14 protein-coding genes are annotated in these 16,962 nt (G+C 70.3%); 8 read left to right on the forward strand and 6 right to left on the reverse strand.

The features are described from left to right. Positions 1-254: 254 nt before the first annotated feature. Positions 255-983: a hypothetical protein gene (locus ACWD3I_RS48045; RefSeq protein WP_365412893.1), complete on the forward strand. Its 729-nt coding sequence runs from the start codon at positions 255-257 to the stop codon at positions 981-983. A 27-nt stretch (positions 984-1,010) separates the two neighbouring features. Here ACWD3I_RS48045 and ACWD3I_RS48050 read toward each other — a convergent pair whose 3' ends face one another. The 5 genes from ACWD3I_RS48050 to ACWD3I_RS48070 form a co-directional block, all read right to left on the reverse strand. Next, complete coding sequence (locus ACWD3I_RS48050; protein ID WP_365412891.1) at positions 1,011-1,757, reverse strand: DUF4142 domain-containing protein; 747 nt, start codon at positions 1,755-1,757, stop codon at positions 1,011-1,013. 151 nt (positions 1,758-1,908) lie between these two features. Further along, positions 1,909-3,846 carry a radical copper oxidase GlxA gene (locus tag ACWD3I_RS48055; RefSeq protein ID WP_365412889.1) on the reverse strand — a complete coding sequence of 646 codons (1,938 nt, stop codon included), beginning with the start codon at positions 3,844-3,846 and terminating at the stop codon, positions 1,909-1,911. 38 nt (positions 3,847-3,884) lie between these two features. Beyond that, positions 3,885-4,532, reverse strand: coding sequence for a DUF4396 domain-containing protein (locus tag ACWD3I_RS48060; protein WP_451084435.1), 648 nt, complete (start codon positions 4,530-4,532; stop codon positions 3,885-3,887). 129 nt (positions 4,533-4,661) lie between these two features. Beyond that, positions 4,662-4,907, reverse strand: coding sequence for a hypothetical protein (locus ACWD3I_RS48065; RefSeq protein ID WP_365412885.1), 246 nt, complete (start codon positions 4,905-4,907; stop codon positions 4,662-4,664). A gap of 91 nt (positions 4,908-4,998) precedes the next feature. Continuing rightward, complete coding sequence (locus tag ACWD3I_RS48070; protein ID WP_365412883.1) at positions 4,999-6,678, reverse strand: chloride channel protein; 1,680 nt, start codon at positions 6,676-6,678, stop codon at positions 4,999-5,001. Positions 6,679-7,526: 848 nt separating this feature from the next. Here ACWD3I_RS48070 and ACWD3I_RS48075 point away from each other — a divergent pair. The 7 genes from ACWD3I_RS48075 (at position 7,527) to ACWD3I_RS48105 (ending at position 15,520) form a co-directional block, all read left to right on the forward strand. Then, positions 7,527-8,315 (forward strand): hypothetical protein, encoded by a 789-nt coding sequence (locus ACWD3I_RS48075; protein ID WP_365412881.1) that lies wholly within the window; start codon positions 7,527-7,529, stop codon positions 8,313-8,315. After that, complete coding sequence (locus ACWD3I_RS48080) at positions 8,252-8,896, forward strand: DUF1775 domain-containing protein (protein ID WP_365412879.1); 645 nt, start codon at positions 8,252-8,254, stop codon at positions 8,894-8,896. Before ACWD3I_RS48075 ends, ACWD3I_RS48080 begins: the two co-directional genes overlap by 64 nt. An 89-nt stretch (positions 8,897-8,985) precedes the next feature. Beyond that, positions 8,986-10,803 (forward strand): copper resistance CopC/CopD family protein, encoded by a 1,818-nt coding sequence (locus tag ACWD3I_RS48085; RefSeq protein WP_451084436.1) that lies wholly within the window; start codon positions 8,986-8,988, stop codon positions 10,801-10,803. A 96-nt stretch (positions 10,804-10,899) separates the two neighbouring features. Beyond that, on the forward strand, positions 10,900-11,703 hold the full coding sequence (locus ACWD3I_RS48090; protein WP_365412875.1) for a hypothetical protein: 804 nt from the start codon (positions 10,900-10,902) through the stop codon (positions 11,701-11,703). A 175-nt stretch (positions 11,704-11,878) separates the two neighbouring features. Further along, positions 11,879-12,538 (forward strand): superoxide dismutase family protein, encoded by a 660-nt coding sequence (locus ACWD3I_RS48095; protein ID WP_365412873.1) that lies wholly within the window; start codon positions 11,879-11,881, stop codon positions 12,536-12,538. Continuing rightward, positions 12,517-13,119 carry a copper resistance CopC family protein gene (locus ACWD3I_RS48100; protein WP_365412871.1) on the forward strand — a complete coding sequence of 201 codons (603 nt, stop codon included), beginning with the start codon at positions 12,517-12,519 and terminating at the stop codon, positions 13,117-13,119. The genes ACWD3I_RS48095 and ACWD3I_RS48100 overlap by 22 nt, the downstream gene beginning before the upstream one ends. A 742-nt stretch (positions 13,120-13,861) precedes the next feature. Further along, a complete protein-coding gene (locus ACWD3I_RS48105) occupies positions 13,862-15,520 on the forward strand; it encodes a penicillin-binding transpeptidase domain-containing protein (protein WP_365414112.1) in 1,659 nt (552 codons plus the stop codon). A 527-nt stretch (positions 15,521-16,047) separates the two neighbouring features. Here ACWD3I_RS48105 and ACWD3I_RS48110 read toward each other — a convergent pair. Further along, a complete protein-coding gene (locus tag ACWD3I_RS48110) occupies positions 16,048-16,560 on the reverse strand; it encodes an STAS domain-containing protein (protein WP_451084437.1) in 513 nt (170 codons plus the stop codon). Positions 16,561-16,962: the final 402 nt, after the last annotated feature.

A 16,962-nucleotide genomic window follows, 5' to 3' on the forward strand; every position in this document is an offset into this window, starting at 1 on the left:
GGCGCGCGTCTTCGCGTCCGGAGCGGCGTTCTTCCACGCCATGGGAGGATTTCTGGTCCTCGTGGCCGCATCGCCGACCCCGCTACCCCACACCCAGGCACGTTTTGCATAATGCAAGGGAATCGTGAGGGTGTGGCGGTGCTACCCGATCCCGACGGCGCTGGCCGCGTAAGCGTTCTCCGGTCGAGAGCGGCGGTCGGTACGCCGGCTGGGTCGAGGTGGCGGACGCGCAAGGTGCTGGGAGGTAGACGAACATGCTCGGAGGGCGTCGCTCCCACCGCGCTCCGGAACGGTATCTGATGGCGCACCTGCGGAGCATGGTGTGGGGCCCGGCCGAGTTCGTCGGTCTGCCGCCGCGATGGCTGGCGGCCGAGGGGCTCCTGGCCGGGTGCGTCGGAGCGGCGGGGATCATCGGGACCGCTGTTGCCGGTGCCTGGTACGGGATTCCTGGGCTGGCGGACGGCGAGGGCGGCCTGGTGTGCGCGGTTGCCCTCGCGCTCTACCTTCGCGTGGTACGGGCCGGGCGGGCGCTGGTCGGCATCGTCGCCCTGCTTGGGGTCTGCCTCGCGCTTCAGACACCCCAGGCGGCCGTGGGTGTGGTGCTGGCGGAACGTGGGCGCGTCGAGTCCGCAGTGGTGACGTCGATCGAGGGCGGGCCGGCAGCCGTCTCCGGTCGCGGCCGCTATGTCTGTTCCGTGGCGGACCAGGACGGCGTGCCGCTCAAGGTCCGCATCTGGCGGGGCTGCGAGCAGGCCACCCGGCCTGGCGACACACTCGCTGTCGTCTACGACCCGCTGGGGCGGGTGGCGCCGCGCGGGGTGCAGGTCGGAGTGTCTTCGGTGGATCCCCTGTGCGACCTCGGCGGCTGGGCTGTCACGCTGATCGCCGCGTGCGCGGTCGCGGTCGTGCGCTCCTACCGACTCTCCCCCTCCGCGTCCGGCTCTCCTTCGTCTGCTCGACCGGCCTCCGCCCCGGGGTCCTGACGGCCGGCAGCGCTGCTCTTTCGCTGATCACTGGACGCTGGGACTGGGCGAAGGTGTCGGGGAGCTGGTGTTGACGTCCAGGTCGGGGCGCGGAGTGAGGACGACGACCGGGGATCCGGGCTGCGGCGCGGGCGGGGTCAGCTGCTCCTTGGGGAGCTTAGGCGGGGTGGTCTGCTGGAAGTTGACCTGCTGATGGTTGACCAGGTCGGTGTTCTCCAGGACCGTGATGTGGTCTAGGACGGTGTCGTTGGCCAGGTCGGCCAGTTGGCGCACTAGGGTGTTCTCGGTGCTGGCGCGGATCTTGGCGATCGTCGGGAAGATCTGGCCGTGCGTGACGCGCATGATGCTGACCGCTGTGAAGTCGAACTCCCTGCCGGTCTTGGAGTCCACGGTCGCCACAAACTGCTGCTGCTGGGGACTGGCCTGGTTGGGCAGGGTGATGTTCAGCTCCGGGGCGATCTTTCGGCACATGTCGTCGAGCCCGGCGTGTCCGACGACTAGGTGCTCGCCGGCCTCCTTCATCTCCTTCGTGGTGCCTCGCTCCATCGCCATCTCGCCCAGCGGGTACTCCCACAACCCGGCCGCGCGCACCTTGACCACGAAATCCCGGTCGGCCTCGGTCAGCGGCCCGTATTGCGTGCTGGCGATGATCCGGGACGTGTTCGTCGCCGCGTTCTCGATACCGAGCATCGCGGGGTAGGCGAGAGCGGTGAGGGTCAGACCCAGCGCACCGATCATGAAGGCCGTCCCGGCCTTGTTGCGGGAGATGGGCATTGCGACTCCTGACGTGAGCGAGTTGTGTGTCAGGGGGTACGGGCGTGCAGCGCGAAATTTCCATTGCACTAGGTAAATTTTGCACTGTACTTTATGGCGTGCGTCACATAACGGCGCCTATGGGTCTGGCGACGGGGCCGTGTGTTCCGTCTTACGCGAACACATGGACCCAGACGGCGGGCGACGGAACTCCCCGTGCGTCGACGGCAACGGCCATGTACCAGCCGGGTGGGACCAGAGCCGTGTCGTCGGGCACGCGGACGGTGAGCGCCGATCCGGCGCGCCGGGTGATCTCCAGGGCGACGGATCGCTGGTCGAAGTCCGTGACGTGCGTGGTGGATCCGGGACGGATGAGCCGCACGCGGTTGATATGGGTTGGGTCGGCGGTGCGCAGGACGATCCGGCCGCCGTGTTCGACCTCGACCCTGCTGTCGAGGGTCAGATCCGGGCGCTCGCCTTGGTGGAGGTAGCGCGGGGAGAAGACCTCGACGCGCTGCTCGAAGCGGCCCGGTCGGGAATCGGCCCTGTCGGCGAAGAGCGGGTCGGAGCCGAACACAGCGACGCGGCCGTCGGGCAGGAGCAGGGCCTCGGTGTGGTAGTTGCGGCCGACGGCCGGGGCGGCGGCCGGTGTGAACGTGTTTGTCGCGGGGGTGTAGATCTGGGCCTTGAGGATGTTGCTGGCGCCCTTGCCGCGATAGCCGCTGCTGCCGCCGGTGGTGAACACCGTGTCGTCCGGGAGGATCACGCTGTTCAGGTAGCGGGTGTTCTCCGGCAGACGCGGGCCGGTCGTGAACGAAGGCCGGGTGGCGTCGAGATCGACGATCGCGGTGCGGGAGGTGGCCGCACGTGACTCGCCCACGCCTCCGCCGCCGAGCACCATCACCTTCTTGTCCTGCGCGGGCGGCAGCAGCACGGAGGACGACGTCTCCAGGATGTCCGGGTCCTTCAGGCCGCTGACGGGGGTGAAGGTGTTGGTCCTCAGATCCCACAGGCCGGGCTCGCGGCCCTTGTCGGCGGGGCCGTAGCCCGCGTTGGAGCCGGAGTAGAAGATTTTCTGCTTGCCGGTGAGGAAGAAGGACGGGTAGGTGGGGAAGTAGCGGCTCGGGGCGGGCGACCAGGTCTTGGTCTGCGGATCGTAGAGCTCGTTCTTACCCGGGACGACCTGTCCGATGTCGTCCAGTCCGGAGACGGCCAGGACGCGTCCGTCGGAGAGGGTGGTCAGGGTCGGGTACCAGCGGGCTTCGCTCATCGAGCCGACCTTGGTGTACTTCTCGGTGACCGGGTCGAACTCGTAGGCGTCCTTGATGCCTTGGAAGTCCTTCTTGTCGAGGCCGAGCTTGTTGGCGATGCCGTAGAGGTTGCGGGCGTCCTGGCCGTTGAGGCCGCCGATGGCGTACTGCTCGGTGGTGTTGGTGATGCCGAGGGGCCCCTCGGCGACAGCCTCGACGAAGACGCGGGCCTCGCTCGCGGTGACCTTGACGTTGCTGCCGCGGCCGGTGGGCGTCTTCTTCGCGGCCGGTACGCGCACGCTGAACTTGGAGCGGTACTCGACGCCTGCGGGGGAGCGGAAGAGTGTGCCCTTGGGGAAGGAGCGGGCGTGGTCCGGGTCCTCGTTCTTGACCAGCATGGCGCCGCCCGCGCGCTTCACGTCACCCTTGAGGACCTCGTAGCGGGCGGTGCCTCCGGCGACGAGGATCCTGCCGTCGGGGAGTTGGGCATGGCCGCCGCAGAACAGGTCGGCCGGGGTGTCGATCTTCTTGAAGGTGTCCGCGGCCGGGTCCCACAGGGTGCTCTTGAAGGCGCCGCCGTCGAATTGCTCCACGTCGTTGCCGGATCCGGCGATCAGCAGGACCTTGCCGGTGTGCAGCAGGATCGCGTGGATGGAGTTGAGCCGGTACTTCTCCGGGAGCGAGGCGAGTGCCCAGTGGCCGTACCTCGCCTTGTACTCGGGCTGGCTGGTCTCCCAGCGGTGGTAGGCGTGCTGGGCGAATCCCGCCATGGCGGGGGCGTTGAGTGTGGCGAGGGCGACCACAGCTGCGGCGCCGAGCAGAGTCTTGCGGGTGCTGAGACGTGAGGGACGCTTGGCCATCGAGAGTGCCTCCGCGGTGGGCGGGGTCGGGCGCGGACCTACCGACGACTACCCTGCGCAGCCGGAGGGAGGGTGCCGACACACTCTGTTGCATGATGCAAAATGCCCCGATCTGCGCAATCCGGCCAGTGGCACGGACGGGTACGGCTTCCTGCAGCTGGGCTGCATCTCCTCCGTCCAGTCCACCCGGACCAACCAGCCGTTAACCGGCCAGGCGGTGGAGAAGCCGACGGTCGTGGCGAGGCTCGGGAACAGCCAGTACGAGGCGGTCGCCCCGGACAGGCCCGGTGCGAAAAGGCCTCCTGGTAGAGCCGCATGCCCGCGAACAGGCCGGTCTGGAAGGATATGATGGAGAAGGTGTCGGCCTTCACTTCGGCCCCCAGCGCCCGCCTGGGACCGATGTCGCGCATGGGTGCGATGGTGAAGTGCTGGAAGCCGATGCCAGGCAGCCAGACGATGAAGTCCAGCAGGAAGTCCGCGTGCAGCGGTTTGCCGGCGATGTCGCCCAGGATGCATCCGGTGCCGCAGTGGCTGATGGCCTTGGCCGAGGCCACCTGCGCTGGCAGTTTCTTCGGATCCGGCTTGTCCTGCGCCGGGAGGTGCGCCGACCGTGGGAGTCGTAGAACCACAGGGCGGCCGGCCCCCACTGCAGGACCGTGACCGGGCGCGCCGCGTGCATGATCCACATGCGCTGACGTGCCCTGCGCAGCGTCATGTCCGCGGCGATCGCTCGTGCGCTCGCACCCGTCAGGGCCAGGCTCACTCGGCCGGGCGCCTCCAGTCAGGCCGGCGGATGGCAGTGTGGCTGCATGGGCTCAGGTCTCGTACAGGTGCGCGGATGCGACCCGCCCCGGCTGCATGATGCGTATTTTGTGGCTCTCGCAGGCGGGGCACTGAGGGGACTGGAGAGGCGAGGGCACGCGCTGGTCGCCGAGACGGTAGGCAGCGGTGATCCGGGCGTGCTGGTCCACTGTCACGTCGATGTCGTACGTGCTCTCCCAGCCGTGTCCGCAATTGAGGCATGCGAAGGAGTAGGCGCGCTGGACGTGTCGTGCGGGCATGGTCCACCTCCCTGGAGGACGGCCGGTCCGTCGAGGTCTCCTGTACCCATTTTTGCACAGTGCAATATAGGGCTCGGTGTCTTCTTCCTGTTCACGCGGCGGTGTGCACCGCGCGCAGCGCGCTCTGGTGGCTGAGCCAGCCGACCGGTGAGCCGTGCTCGGGATCGAGGACGGGTACGCCGGTGCCCGCGGCCGAGAGCAGGGTGTGCAGAGCCTGCGCGAGGGGCTGGTCGGTCGTGACGGGGGCGGGCATCTTGGCCAGCTGCCCCACTTCAACCGGGGCCGCATCCGGCTGTTCGGTCAGTGCCTCGGCGATCGCCTGAGCGGTGACGACACCCACGTAGCGCCCGGAGTCGTCGACCACCGGCAGTGCGCCGTATCCGGACAGGCCCAACAGGTCTGCGGCGTCGGCGAGTTCGGTCGACGCCGACAGTGAGGAAGGAAGGGGATCCATGACGGAGCCCACCTGTTGGGCGCCGATCCGGGCTCCGGGGGCGGGGCCTTCGAGGTCGATGCCACGGCGGCGCAACTTGAGGGTGTAGATCGTGTCGCGGGTCAGCAGGCGGCTGGTGGCGGTGGCCAGCACGATGGCCAGCATTAGCGGCAGGATGATCGAGTACTCGCCGGTCAGCTCGAACAGGATCACCACGGCGGTGATCGGCGCCCGGGCCGCCCCGGCGAACACCGCGCCCATGCCCACCAGGGCGTACGCCCCCACGGATCCGGCTGTGCCGGGCAGCAGGTGGTGGACGCCCGTGCCGTAGGCGGCGCCGAGCATCGCTCCGATGAACAGGCAGGGGGCGAACACCCCGCCCGAGCCGCCGATCCCGATGGTCAGGCTGGTCGCCAGCATCTTGCCCACCAGTAGCAGCAGCAGGAAGCCGACCGCGTAGCCGCCGGCGGTGGCCTTCTCCAGCACCGGGTAGCCGACCCCGTACATCTCGGGCAGTGCGAGCAGCACCAGGCCGAGCACCAGTCCGCCGACCGCCGGGCGCAGCCATTCCGGTCCCCGCCAGGCCCAGTCGCAGGCGTCCTCGATCACGTACAGCACACGCGCGAACCCCACGCCGACCGCCGCGGCGACCACCCCTAGCAGGGCGAACAGACCGTACTGCGCGAAGTGGTCGACGTGGAAGGCGGGCAGTGTCAGGAAGGCGACATCGCCGAAGGCGGCCCGGCCGATCACGCTCGCGGTGACACTGGCCAGGACGGTCGCACCAAACGCCTCAGCGGAGAAGGTGCCCAGGATCAGTTCCATGGCGAAGAACACCCCGGCCAACGGCGCGTTGAAGGTCGCGGCGATACCGCCTGCCGCGCCGCACGCGACCAGCAGCTTCATCCGGTGCTCAGTCGCCTTCGTCACCCGTCCCAGGGTGGAGCCGAGCGCCGAGCCGATCTGCACGATCGGCCCCTCGCGGCCCACCGAGCCGCCGGAGCCGATGGTCAGGGCGGAGGCCAGCGTCTTGACCACCGCGACCTTCGGGCTGATCCGGCCGCCTCGCTGGGCGACTGCCAGCATCACCTCGGGCACGCCGTGGCCGCGTGCCTCCTTGGCGAACCGGTGCACCAGAGGCCCGTACAGCAGGCCGCCGGCCACCGGGACGATCAGGGCGAAGTATGGACCGAGCCAGGGCACGTGCGGGTTGCCTGTGCCGGGCGCGGCCGCGTAGTCCGCGTGACCGGAGAAGAGGCGGGTGAAGGCCGTGATGCACCAGCGGAAGACGATCGAGCCGGCGCCCGCCCCGGCGCCGACCACCACGGCGAGCGCCATCGGGCCCCAGGGTGCGATACGCAGCCCTGCTGTGCCGCGTGCTTGGGTGAGGGTGTCTTTCGTGCTTCGGGTCCGCTCGTTCTGTTCGGCCGATTGTCGGGCTGCCTGTCCGGCCGCCTGAGTGGTGCCCATTGCTTCCCCTTCCTTACGTTTGCATTATGCAAAACATGTCAAGGGGGTGCTTCGCCGGGGCGTGTCCATCCCGTGGTGACCTGAGTCTGGACGCGGACCAGTCCCGCTTTGTCGAACTGGAGTACGGCTGGCGGTGTGTGATGGGCCGTGACGCCGTGCACACGCCGGAGCGGCACGCGCGGACCGTCTGCGGCGAAGTGGCGGTGGTCCCGTCCAGCAGCAGGATCCCTGCGGCGTCCAGCATTCCGTTGCTCTTGGCCGACTTCCCGTCGACGAGCGTGTCCGCCCGCTGTCCGGGGTGGCGACCATGCCGAGATGTTCGGGGACGCCGTCGTCGTTGCGGACGGTCATGGTGAGGGTGCCGTCGCCTGCGCGGTCGAGGTGGGCGACGGTGTGGGTGACTGTGAGGTCGACGCCGCGGGCCTGGGCGGCGGCCCGGCGCGAGCTGGTCGCTCCAGGGGCGCGGGGGTGGAGGCGGCGGCGGTAGGGCTGTCGTGCGCGCATCCCGCGGTCAGGGCGACGAGGGCGGCGGACGTGACGACCGGTAGGGGCGTTCGGGCGCGTAGGTTGATACCTGTCATGTTTGCATAGTGCCAACGTCGGATCGTGACCCGGCACCGGGCCGGTCGTGGCCGGTGGTGCTTGGCGCGTGAACGCGGAGGACGGCGCTTGCGTATCCCCCTCGGGTCCAGGGGCCCGCCGGAGCAGAGGGAGGGATGATCATCCAGGGCGAGCACCGTGCGACCGGCGAGGAGCGTCCAGCCCGGACGGTGACCGGCCGTGTCACGGCCTGCGCGAGGGCCGGGGTGTTCGCCCTGGCCGGGAGCGTGATCGCCGCCCTGGGGCACCACGCGGTTGCTGACGGGACGGTGCCGTGGCGGCTCGTACTGCTACTGGCGGGAGCGCAGTTCGCCGCGGTGTGGCCCGTGGCCCGGCGGCGTTTCTCCCTTGCCTCCGCCCTCGGATGCGCCCTCACCGTGCAAGGAGCGATGCACCTGGCGCTGACCGTCGTGGGAGGGGCCGATCCAGTCGCGGCCGGCACACACGGTCCTCTGGTTGCCGTGGCGGCCGAAGGACACACCTGGCAGCACGTTTCCGGCGTCATGAGCGCCGTCCATCTGCTGTCCGCGCTGGCGGTGGTCTGGCTGCTGCACCGCGCCGACGCGGCCGTGGCGGTCGCCCTGGAGATCGCGCGGGCCGTGAAGGGCGTCGCGACGGCCGTCGCTTCCTGGGTCCTTTCACTGTCCGGCGGCCCTCGGGCCCGCCGGCTGCCCGCCGTGCCGCTCACCGCATGCCTGATTCGACCGGTGCGGGCAAGGCCGCAGCTCCTCGGGAACGCACTGGTGCGCAGGGGACCACCGGGACACGCCTCCGTCCCGACCGGTCCCTCGTCCGGGCCGCCCTCTCGGGCTGTCCGGCCTCCCCTGCAAGGAGCATCCCTGTGTTCGTGCACCCTGCCGCCCGCGCGGCGGGTCGTCTCGCCGCGGCCGGAGCCGCCGCGCTGACGACGGTCCTGACCCTGGCCGGTCCCGCCTCCGCCCATGCGGAGGTCGAGGCCGACACCCCGCGGCCCTTGGCCCGGAACGTCACCCTCACCTTCGTCTCCGAGGCCGAGTCCGACAGCGCCGGCTTCAAACAGGTGCGCGTCGTCCTGCCCGACGGCATCGCCCCCGGCGACGTCACGCTCGCCGACGCCCCGAGGGGCTGGAAACTGCGGACCGCAGCCGACGGCTATACCGTCGCGGGGCCCGTCCTCGGGACCGGGGTCGACGCCGAACACAAGGTCAGGGTCCGGCAGTTGCCGGACGCCGGGCAGCTTGTGTTCAAGACCGTCGAGACCTACGGCGACGGCGAGATCTCCCGCTGGATCGAACTGCCGACCGGCGGTGCGCAGCCCGAACAGCCCGCTCCTGTCCTGAAGCTGCAGCGCGCCGCAGCCGCAGCGGAGACGAGCTCCGGGCCCGCTCACAAGACGGCTGCTGCGCGGAGCGGCGGTGTGCCTGCCGGGCTGATCGCCGTGCCGTTGTTCCTGGGGGCGGGGGCCTGGTGGTTGATCAGGCGGCGGGCTTCCTCGGGCAGCGGCTGACCGGCACCCGTAACCGCCGCACCTGTGCCGGACGCGCTCACGTGTGTCCGGCCGAGGCCGAGAACCAGCAGCCGATCCGGAGACATCACATGAAACGACGTAGGACCGAACGAATTGGCCGAGTGACCAGGAAGCTTTTGATCGTGGTCGCGGTGCTGGCCGGCGCCCTCCTCGGCGGCGCCGCGCCCGCCTCGGCGCACGCGGTGCTGACCTCCAGCGATCCGCGCGGGGGCACCGTGCTGAAAACGGCTCCGAAACAGGTGACGGTCTCCTTCAACGAGTCCATCGCCCTCGCCGAGGACTCGGTGCGCGTGCTCGACCCCGACGGCCGCCCGGTCACCGCCGGTGACCCCACCCACGCGGACGGCGCGGCGGACACCGCCCGCGTCCCCCTGACCGGTGGCCTTCAGGAGGGCACGTACACCGTCTCCTGGCGGGTGCTGTCGGCGGACAGCCATGCCGTCTCCGGTGCCTTCACCTTCTCCGTCGGAGCACCCTCGGCGACCCGGGCCCAGGCGGCCGCCGAACCGGCCGTGGACCCGACGGTCGACCTGCTCTACGGGCTCGGCCGCTATGCCGCCTACGCCGGTCTGGCCCTGCTGATCGGCGGTGCGGTGTTCGTCGTGGTGTGCCGTCCCGGGGCCGCGGCCGCTCGGGTGGCACGTGGGCCGCTTCTGACGGGGTGGTGGGCACTGACGGTTTCGTCGGTCGCGCTGTTGCTGCTACGCGGGCCGTACGCGAGCGGGGACGGGCCGGGCGGCGCGTTCGACCCCCGGCTGTTGCGGGGCGCTGTGGACAGTCGGCCGGGCATCGCCCTGCTGGCCCGTCTGGTCCTGCTCCTGTTCGCCGGACTCCTGCTGAAGCGAGGTCGGTCCGGGTGGAAGGCCGACCAGCGTTCGACCGGCGTCGGGCTCGCACTCGCCCTCGGCCTGGCAGGGACCTGGGCGGCGGCCGAGCACGCCTCCGCGGGGATCCAGGTGCCCGTGGCGATGGTCTCCTCCGTGCTGCACCTGCTCGCCATGGCGGTGTGGCTGGGCGGGCTGACCGCGCTGCTCCTCGTGCTGTACCGGGCACCGGCCGACGAACTGCTGCCGTCCGCCGCCGTAGCCCGCTTCTCCCGGCTCGCCCTCGCCTCGGTGGCGGTGTTGGCGGTCACCGGCGTCTACCAGTCCTGGCGCGGGCTCGGTTCCTGGGACGCGTTCACCACCTCGTACGGCAGGCTGCTCGCCCTGAAGATCGGGGCGGTGTTCCTGATGCTGATGGCGGCATCGTATTCGAGGAGCTGGACCGAGCGGCTGCGGGCCGTGCCCCGGGAGGAACCGGTGCTGGTCGCCGTGGGCGGCGGCGACCAGAGTCCTCCGCCCGGCCCGGTGTCGGGAGGGCCCGGTGCGGGCGGGGCAGGGAGCGGGGCCCACTGGCGCGGGCTGCGCAGGTCCGTACTGGCCGAGGTGGTGATCGGCGTCCTGGTGCTCGCGGTCACGACCGTGCTGACGGGCAGTCAGCCGGGGCGGGCCGCCGTCGGGAGCGCGGCGGCCGAGACGGTCTCCGGGGTGCCCGGGCAGCCCGACGTGACGCTGACGCTGATCCCGTTCGACACAGGCACACCCGGCGGGCGCGGCAAGGTGCAGGTGACCCTGGAGCCGGGCCGGGTCGGCCGGAACGTGGTCGAGGCAGTGATCTTCGCCGCCGACGGCAGTCTCGTCGCCATCCCCGAACTGCGCCTGACCTTCACCCAGTCCGCACGCGGCGTCGGTCCGCTCGACGCCCAGCTCGTCGACCAGCGCGGCTACTGGGGCAGCGACACCCTTGACCTCCCGCTCGCCGGGACCTGGACGATACGGGCCACCGTCCGCGTCTCCGACATCGACCAGGTCACCGTGTCGAACAACGTGAAGATCAACCCGTGAGGCGGGCCGGAGGCGCGCGGCGATGCGTATGTGTGTGAACGCTTTCGTCGGCAGACCCGTAAGAGACGGGAGCCTGCCGGCGTGGAGGAGCCCCTGATGCCCCGAATGCACCGCCTCCGCGGTGGCGCGCGTCGCGGCCACCATGCGACCGGTGTGCCCGCGAGCGCGGCCACCGCTCTGCGGCCGGTGCGTGCCGCGGTGTTCGCGGCGGTCTGCGTCGTGACAACGGCGCTCGGGCACGCGCTGATGTCCGGGGACCTCCTGCCCTGGTGGGCAGTGGGTGTGGCCTTCGCCGCGACCGCCTCGGCGGGGTGGTGGCTGACGCTCCGGGAGCGTGGCGTCGAGACGGTCGTAGGCGCCACGGTCGTCGCGCAGGGGCTGCTGCATCTGCTGTTCAGCCTGGCCCCCCGGCTGGTATCCGCGACGAACATTGCGGCCGGTGCGTCAGAGGTGCCGGGAGCGTCCGCGACGCATCACGGCATGGCGGCGATGTCCCACTCGGGCATGCTCATGCACCACCCGGGCACGATGGGCGAGCCCGCCGAAGAGCCGCTGCTGTCGCTGGTGACGCACGGCGGCTCCGGCGGGATGCTCCTGGCTCACCTGCTGGCCGCCGTCGCATGCGGCGTGTGGCTGTGGCGGGGCGAGGCGGCTGTCCACCGGATCGGCCGGGCCCTGGCCACCGCCCTGTTCGCACCACTGCGCCGCGTCTGCCGCGTGCTCTTCCGCGCGGCGGCGTGGCGCGAACTCCCGTTGCGCCGGGCCGCTGTCGGCGGCCCTGAGCGCCCACGGTCCACTCCCGCCGAGCTGAGACACGCCGTCGTCCGCCGGGGACCGCCTCGGGGTCGTACGGCAGTCTGCCGCCCGTCCCCCAAGCCGCTGCTCGCGATCAGGCCCTGAGAACAGGACGATCCCGCCGCCGGCAGGAGGACGGGCGGGCGGTCGGTGCGCACGTGGGTGCGTCGGCCCCTCGTCCAGCTCTTCGGATCGAGCCTGACATCGCGGCGCGGTGCTTGCTGTGCGTCCCGCGTCGTCGCCCTGGTTCGTCCGCACGCCAACGATCGGGAGTTCTCCAATGCAACACAGCACATCCAAAACCCTGTCCCCGTACGCCGCGGAGCTGCAGGAGCGGCCGACAGACCGCCGGGCCCAGCTGGCCGTTGCCTGTGTCACCGTGGCGGCGACGGCCGCCCTGCTGGCCGGCTGCGGTGGCGACACCTCCGAGAGCACGTCGAACACCTCCGCTGAGAAGGCGGCCTCCGCGTCCCCCTCGAAGAGCATGAGCGAGATGGGCGACATGGCGATGGGCGACCCGTCGGCCACCCCGGCCGACAAGGTCCCCGGCGCCGAGGTGGTGAAGGGCACGTTCGCACTCCTCGACACCCGCCCGCCAGGCATGGACGACGTCAAGGGCACGGCCTGGCTGGCACAGGGGGCGAAGGGCACCACCGTGACGGTCTCCCTGACCGGACTGAAGCCCGGCGCCTCCTACATGGCGCATCTGCACGCCCAGCACTGTTCGGCCGGGAACGGCGGGAAGCACTTCCAGTTCGAGAAGGAGGGTGCGACCACGCCGCCGAACGAGGTGCACCTGATGTTCACCGCGGACAAGTCGGGGATGGGCATGACGACGGTGAACAACTCCCGCAAGACCGGAGAGAACGCCGTCGCGGTCGTCGTCCACCCCGCCGAGGCACAGGACAACCGGATCGCATGCGCCGACTTCGACTTCTGAGGGCGTCGGCCGTCCTGTCGGGATGTCTGGGTGTGCTGCTGTTCCTCGGTGGCGCACCCGCACACGCCCACACAGCGCTGCAGGACGCGACACCGGGGCCCGGCGACAAGGTCGCCCCCGGTGTGGACGTCCTCTCACTGACCTTCGGTCCGCTGAAGCCCGGCACCACACCGAAGATCACCCTGGTCGGACCCGACGGCACCGCGGTGTCCGTCGGGCAGCCCGTCGTGGCCGACGACTCCGTCGCCTGCGCGGCGGTCACCCCGCTGCGGTCGGGTGTCAGCACACTCACCTACACCGTCGTCTCCGCCGACGGCGATACACAGAGCAGCGCGTTCCAGTTCGAAGTCGCGGACGGAGCCGAGGCCGTCGCCACCCCAGCCGCCTGCCGGGGCCTGAGCTTGCGGGCACCGGAGGCAGGCGGGGCCGAGGACAGGGTCGGGGACGGGGACACGATCCTGGGGTTCGACCGCGGGACGGCACTGTCTGCTGGAGGCGCGGCCGTCGTCGTGCTCGCCAGCGGAGGTGTTCTGGCTCGGCGTGCCAGGCGATCGGCGAACGGCAGGAGGCCCACCGGGTGAAAGGAGGGGGACCCGGAAGCCACCGAGGCCGCCGGGTCCCACGCGCCTGGCGGGATCGCAGTGGTTCGGCGGAGGGGATGGTCGACGACCGCGACATCCGGGCACGTGCTCTAGCAGAGCATCGAATCTCCGTCTCCCGGCAGACCGGGTCGATCAGAACCGCCGCGTGCCGGTCAGGGGTCTTGTGAGTCACCCCAAACCGAGCCGGACCGCGATCACCCGATCATCCGGCTTGCCGCGGTGGCACGGCTCGGCGGAACTCTGAGGCTTCCTGAGGAGAGGCTGAGGGCGACTCGAGAGGGCTGTCGGCCAAGCCGGGAGCGCGCCCTGTGGGGTCGTGCACCGGTGTGATGGATCTGGGGGCTGTGTGGTCTCCGACGCTGGCCCGCGCGTGCCTTCGCTCGTGCAGGACCAGGAGCCGTCACCTTGTGACCAGGATTCAGCGCCTGTGGCGCGTCGCCCTCTCGCTCACCGTCTGGTGGCTGCTGATCGCCTGCTTCCTCTGGCTCGTGGGCGGGGCGGCCGGCCGGCCCATCTCGTTCGCGTGATGCGCTCTCGTCCGCCTTTATCGCCATGCTCGGTGAAGTGGGCGACCTGGTGCAGCGAAGATGGAGTCGAAGTCCGTTCGGCCGTCTGGTCGTCACCCCGGTGCTGGCCCCTACCCGCCGGATGGTTTGACGGTCCGGTAACGATCCGCTTCGGCGAACACCTGCACAGTGCAAACGTTCATATGATCCACCATATGAACAGAGGTGTGAAGTTCGGCGTAGCCGGTAGCTGTACGGCGCTGCTGGTCCTGGGCGGAATCGGCGCGTACAACGTCGTGCAGGCGATGTCCCCAGGGACGACAGGGAGCGGTGAGACCAAGGCGGCGCGCGAGTTCGACCCTGCGGCCGTGTCGAGCGAGCCGCCGTCGGACGCCGAGGCAGTCAAGCTGACCCGCGCGTTCCTGGACAACTGGTCCGAGCAGAAGCTCGACCGGGCCGCGAGCGACACCGACGCCTCGACCACGGCCGTATCGGCCCTGCGGGGGTACGCGGACGGCCTGCACCTCAAGACGCTGACCTTCAACCGGGTCCTTTCCGCGGGTCCGTCGGCGGTGACAGCGGGCGCGACCAGGGTCACCTTCGACGTCACAGCCCAGGTGGCGGGCGGCACCTGGACCTACCCGAGCGCGGTGGCGGTACGACAGAGCACCAACGGCCAGTTGGCGGTGCACTGGAACAACTCGGTGCTCTTCCCCGGCCTGGGCGACGACCAGTCCCTCACGGCGGGCACGCTTCCCGCCGGCACCAATACCGCCGAGGTCGTGGCGAGCGACGGCAGGAGCGACCTCGCCCGCTTCTCCTCGCTGCACGACATCGTGGCGACGATCCGCCAGAACGCCACCCCGACCGGCGGCACCACCGGCACGGGCGTCGCCGTCGTCGACGCGACCGGCGCCGGCGTGAAGACCCTGCAGGTCTTCTCCAAGGGGAAAGCTCCCGTCATCAAGACGACCATCGACGCCTCCCTCCAGGAGGTGGCCGAGACGGCGGTGAAGGACGTTCACCTTCAGGACAAGCCCGCCGGGACGGTGGCGCTCGACTGGAAGACAGGGCACATCCTCGCCCTCGCCCATACCGGCGCGGACGGCGACATCGCCATCAACGGCATCAAGTCACCGGGCTCCACAATGAAGATCATCACCTCGGCGGCCCTGTTCGACCAGGTAGGCCTCACCCCGAACAGTCCCGCCCCGTGCACAGACTCGCTGACGGCCAGAAGCCAGCTGTTCCACAACGATTCCGGCGTGCGGGCCAACCCCGCCTCCACCCTCGCCCAGGCGTTCACGGTCTCGTGCAACACCGCCTTCATCAAGGACGGCTTCCACTACCTCGTACACGACGGAGACGCCTCCGCCCTCCACGACGAGGCCGTCAACGTCTTCGGCATGGGCAGCTGGTCCATCGGCGGCGGGGTCGCCACCACCGACCCGAGCATCCCGGCGGACGTCCAGGGCGGCGACCAGGCGGCACAGTTCATTGGCCAGGGCCGGGTCACGGCCACCCCGCTGTTCATGGCGTCCGTGGCGGCCACCGTGCGAGGCGTCGGCTTCCATCAGCCGATCATTCTGCCCGGACAGCACCAGGACACCGCGCCCCGGCCCATCTCCGCCCGCACGGCCGGATACCTGCAGTCGATGATGCGCACCGTTGCCACCAGCGGTAGCGCCGCACCACGTCTCGGCGGCCTGACGGGCGTCGGCGCCAAGACCGGCACCGCGGAGGAGGGCGACCACACCAACGGCTGGCTGACCGCGTACAACTCCCGCATCGCGGTCGCGGCCCTGGTCGAAGGCGGCAGCTCCGGCGTGGACTCCGCCGGATACGTCGTCCGTCACCTGCTCACCGGGAGCTGACCCATCGACGGCGGCGACAGCCTCGGCCACGCCATCGCGCCCAGGCCCTCGACGCGGCCCTCCCCGGTGCCACTGCGGCGGGGCCGGGGCCCTGAAGCCCGCCCGAGGGACGACGGTGGGTCCGGTAGCAGCAGGGCCTCAGCGCCGGACGGCGTACCCGTTGCCCTTGGCCGAGTCGCCCTACCGCGCTCTACTTCGCCGCCCGCGGCAAGGCGGCCCGAGGTCGCCATGGTGGACGGTCGGTGGCCGCTGTCGGACCACTGCACGAGCGCGGCCACCAGCACTAGAAGGGCGGGAGCCTCGCCGATGCCGAAGAAGGCATGGACGGGTATGCCCATGAATGGTTCTCACAGGCGCGGAGTGCGCGGCGAGAGAGTTCGGCCGTAACGCACCTACGACGTCTTCAACGATGCCCGCGCAGGTCAGGCCAGAGATTCGTCATTTGGGGCTGCTGAATCACGCGGAAGGCAGGCCCGAAAACGCAGCGGTCCGGCCGCGGCCGTCCGTCTGTCGGTGTATGCCCTCGCTCACCTCCCTGACCCGGGCGATGACGACCGACTGCGGCCCATGCGTCTGTCAGGGCAATTCCGCACCGTCGTCAGCCCCGGGCGAGGCTTACAGGCTCGCGACGCCTCGACAACAGTGGGGTACAGAAATACCGACCGGCCGACGTCCGCTGCGTTGAAGGCGCTTCGCGCATCCGGCCCCGCGACCAGAGTCAGCATGCCGCCCCCGGCTCGGATCGTGCGCCGTGCCGCCGCCAGAAGCTGGACACCGGCGCGGTTGAAGCTTGTTACTTGTTGGACGTCGACCACGAAGTGGCAGTGTCCCACATGCAGAAGCCTGATGAGCGGCTCACACAACAAGGGGGCCGAGGCCGCGTCGAAAATCCCTTCCGCTTCGACGACCAGCAGACCGGCATCGGCCCACCGAGGCGTGAGTCGCAACGACCGGACCTCCATGGCTGCCTCCCGCTCGCCGATGTGCCCCCGCCGTCGGAGAGCTTCGCCTCCTCGCCTGCCCCGGCCTGGCCGTGTCATGCGGACACGGCGAGGTGAACGCCGGGCAGGTGGAGGGGCGACGCTCTCCAAAGTGATGGATACCTGCTTCGAGGAGGACCTGCGGCACTCCTTGTGTGGAGGTTAGCCAGGACGCGCGGCCTTCACGGTGTGGTGTTGTGTGGCTGTACGGGGTTGGTCTGCGGCCTCGCACTGCTGGTAGGGGCAGTCTTGGCCGCAGCCCGACGATCGCTGTGTTGCAGGTGATGGATGGTCGCGGTGGGCATGTGCCTTGACTTGCTCCTCGGGCTGAAGCCCGGGGATTCTGGCCTTCTCGTCCGTTGCAGTACTAGGGCCTGTGTGACGTTGTGATCAGCCAGTTGCCTTCAGCAGGTCGTTGATCCAGATCATCGAGGCACGGAGGTGGAGGCCGGCGAGGTAGCT

It is taken from the genome of Streptomyces sp. NPDC002817 (genome assembly GCF_053592055.1).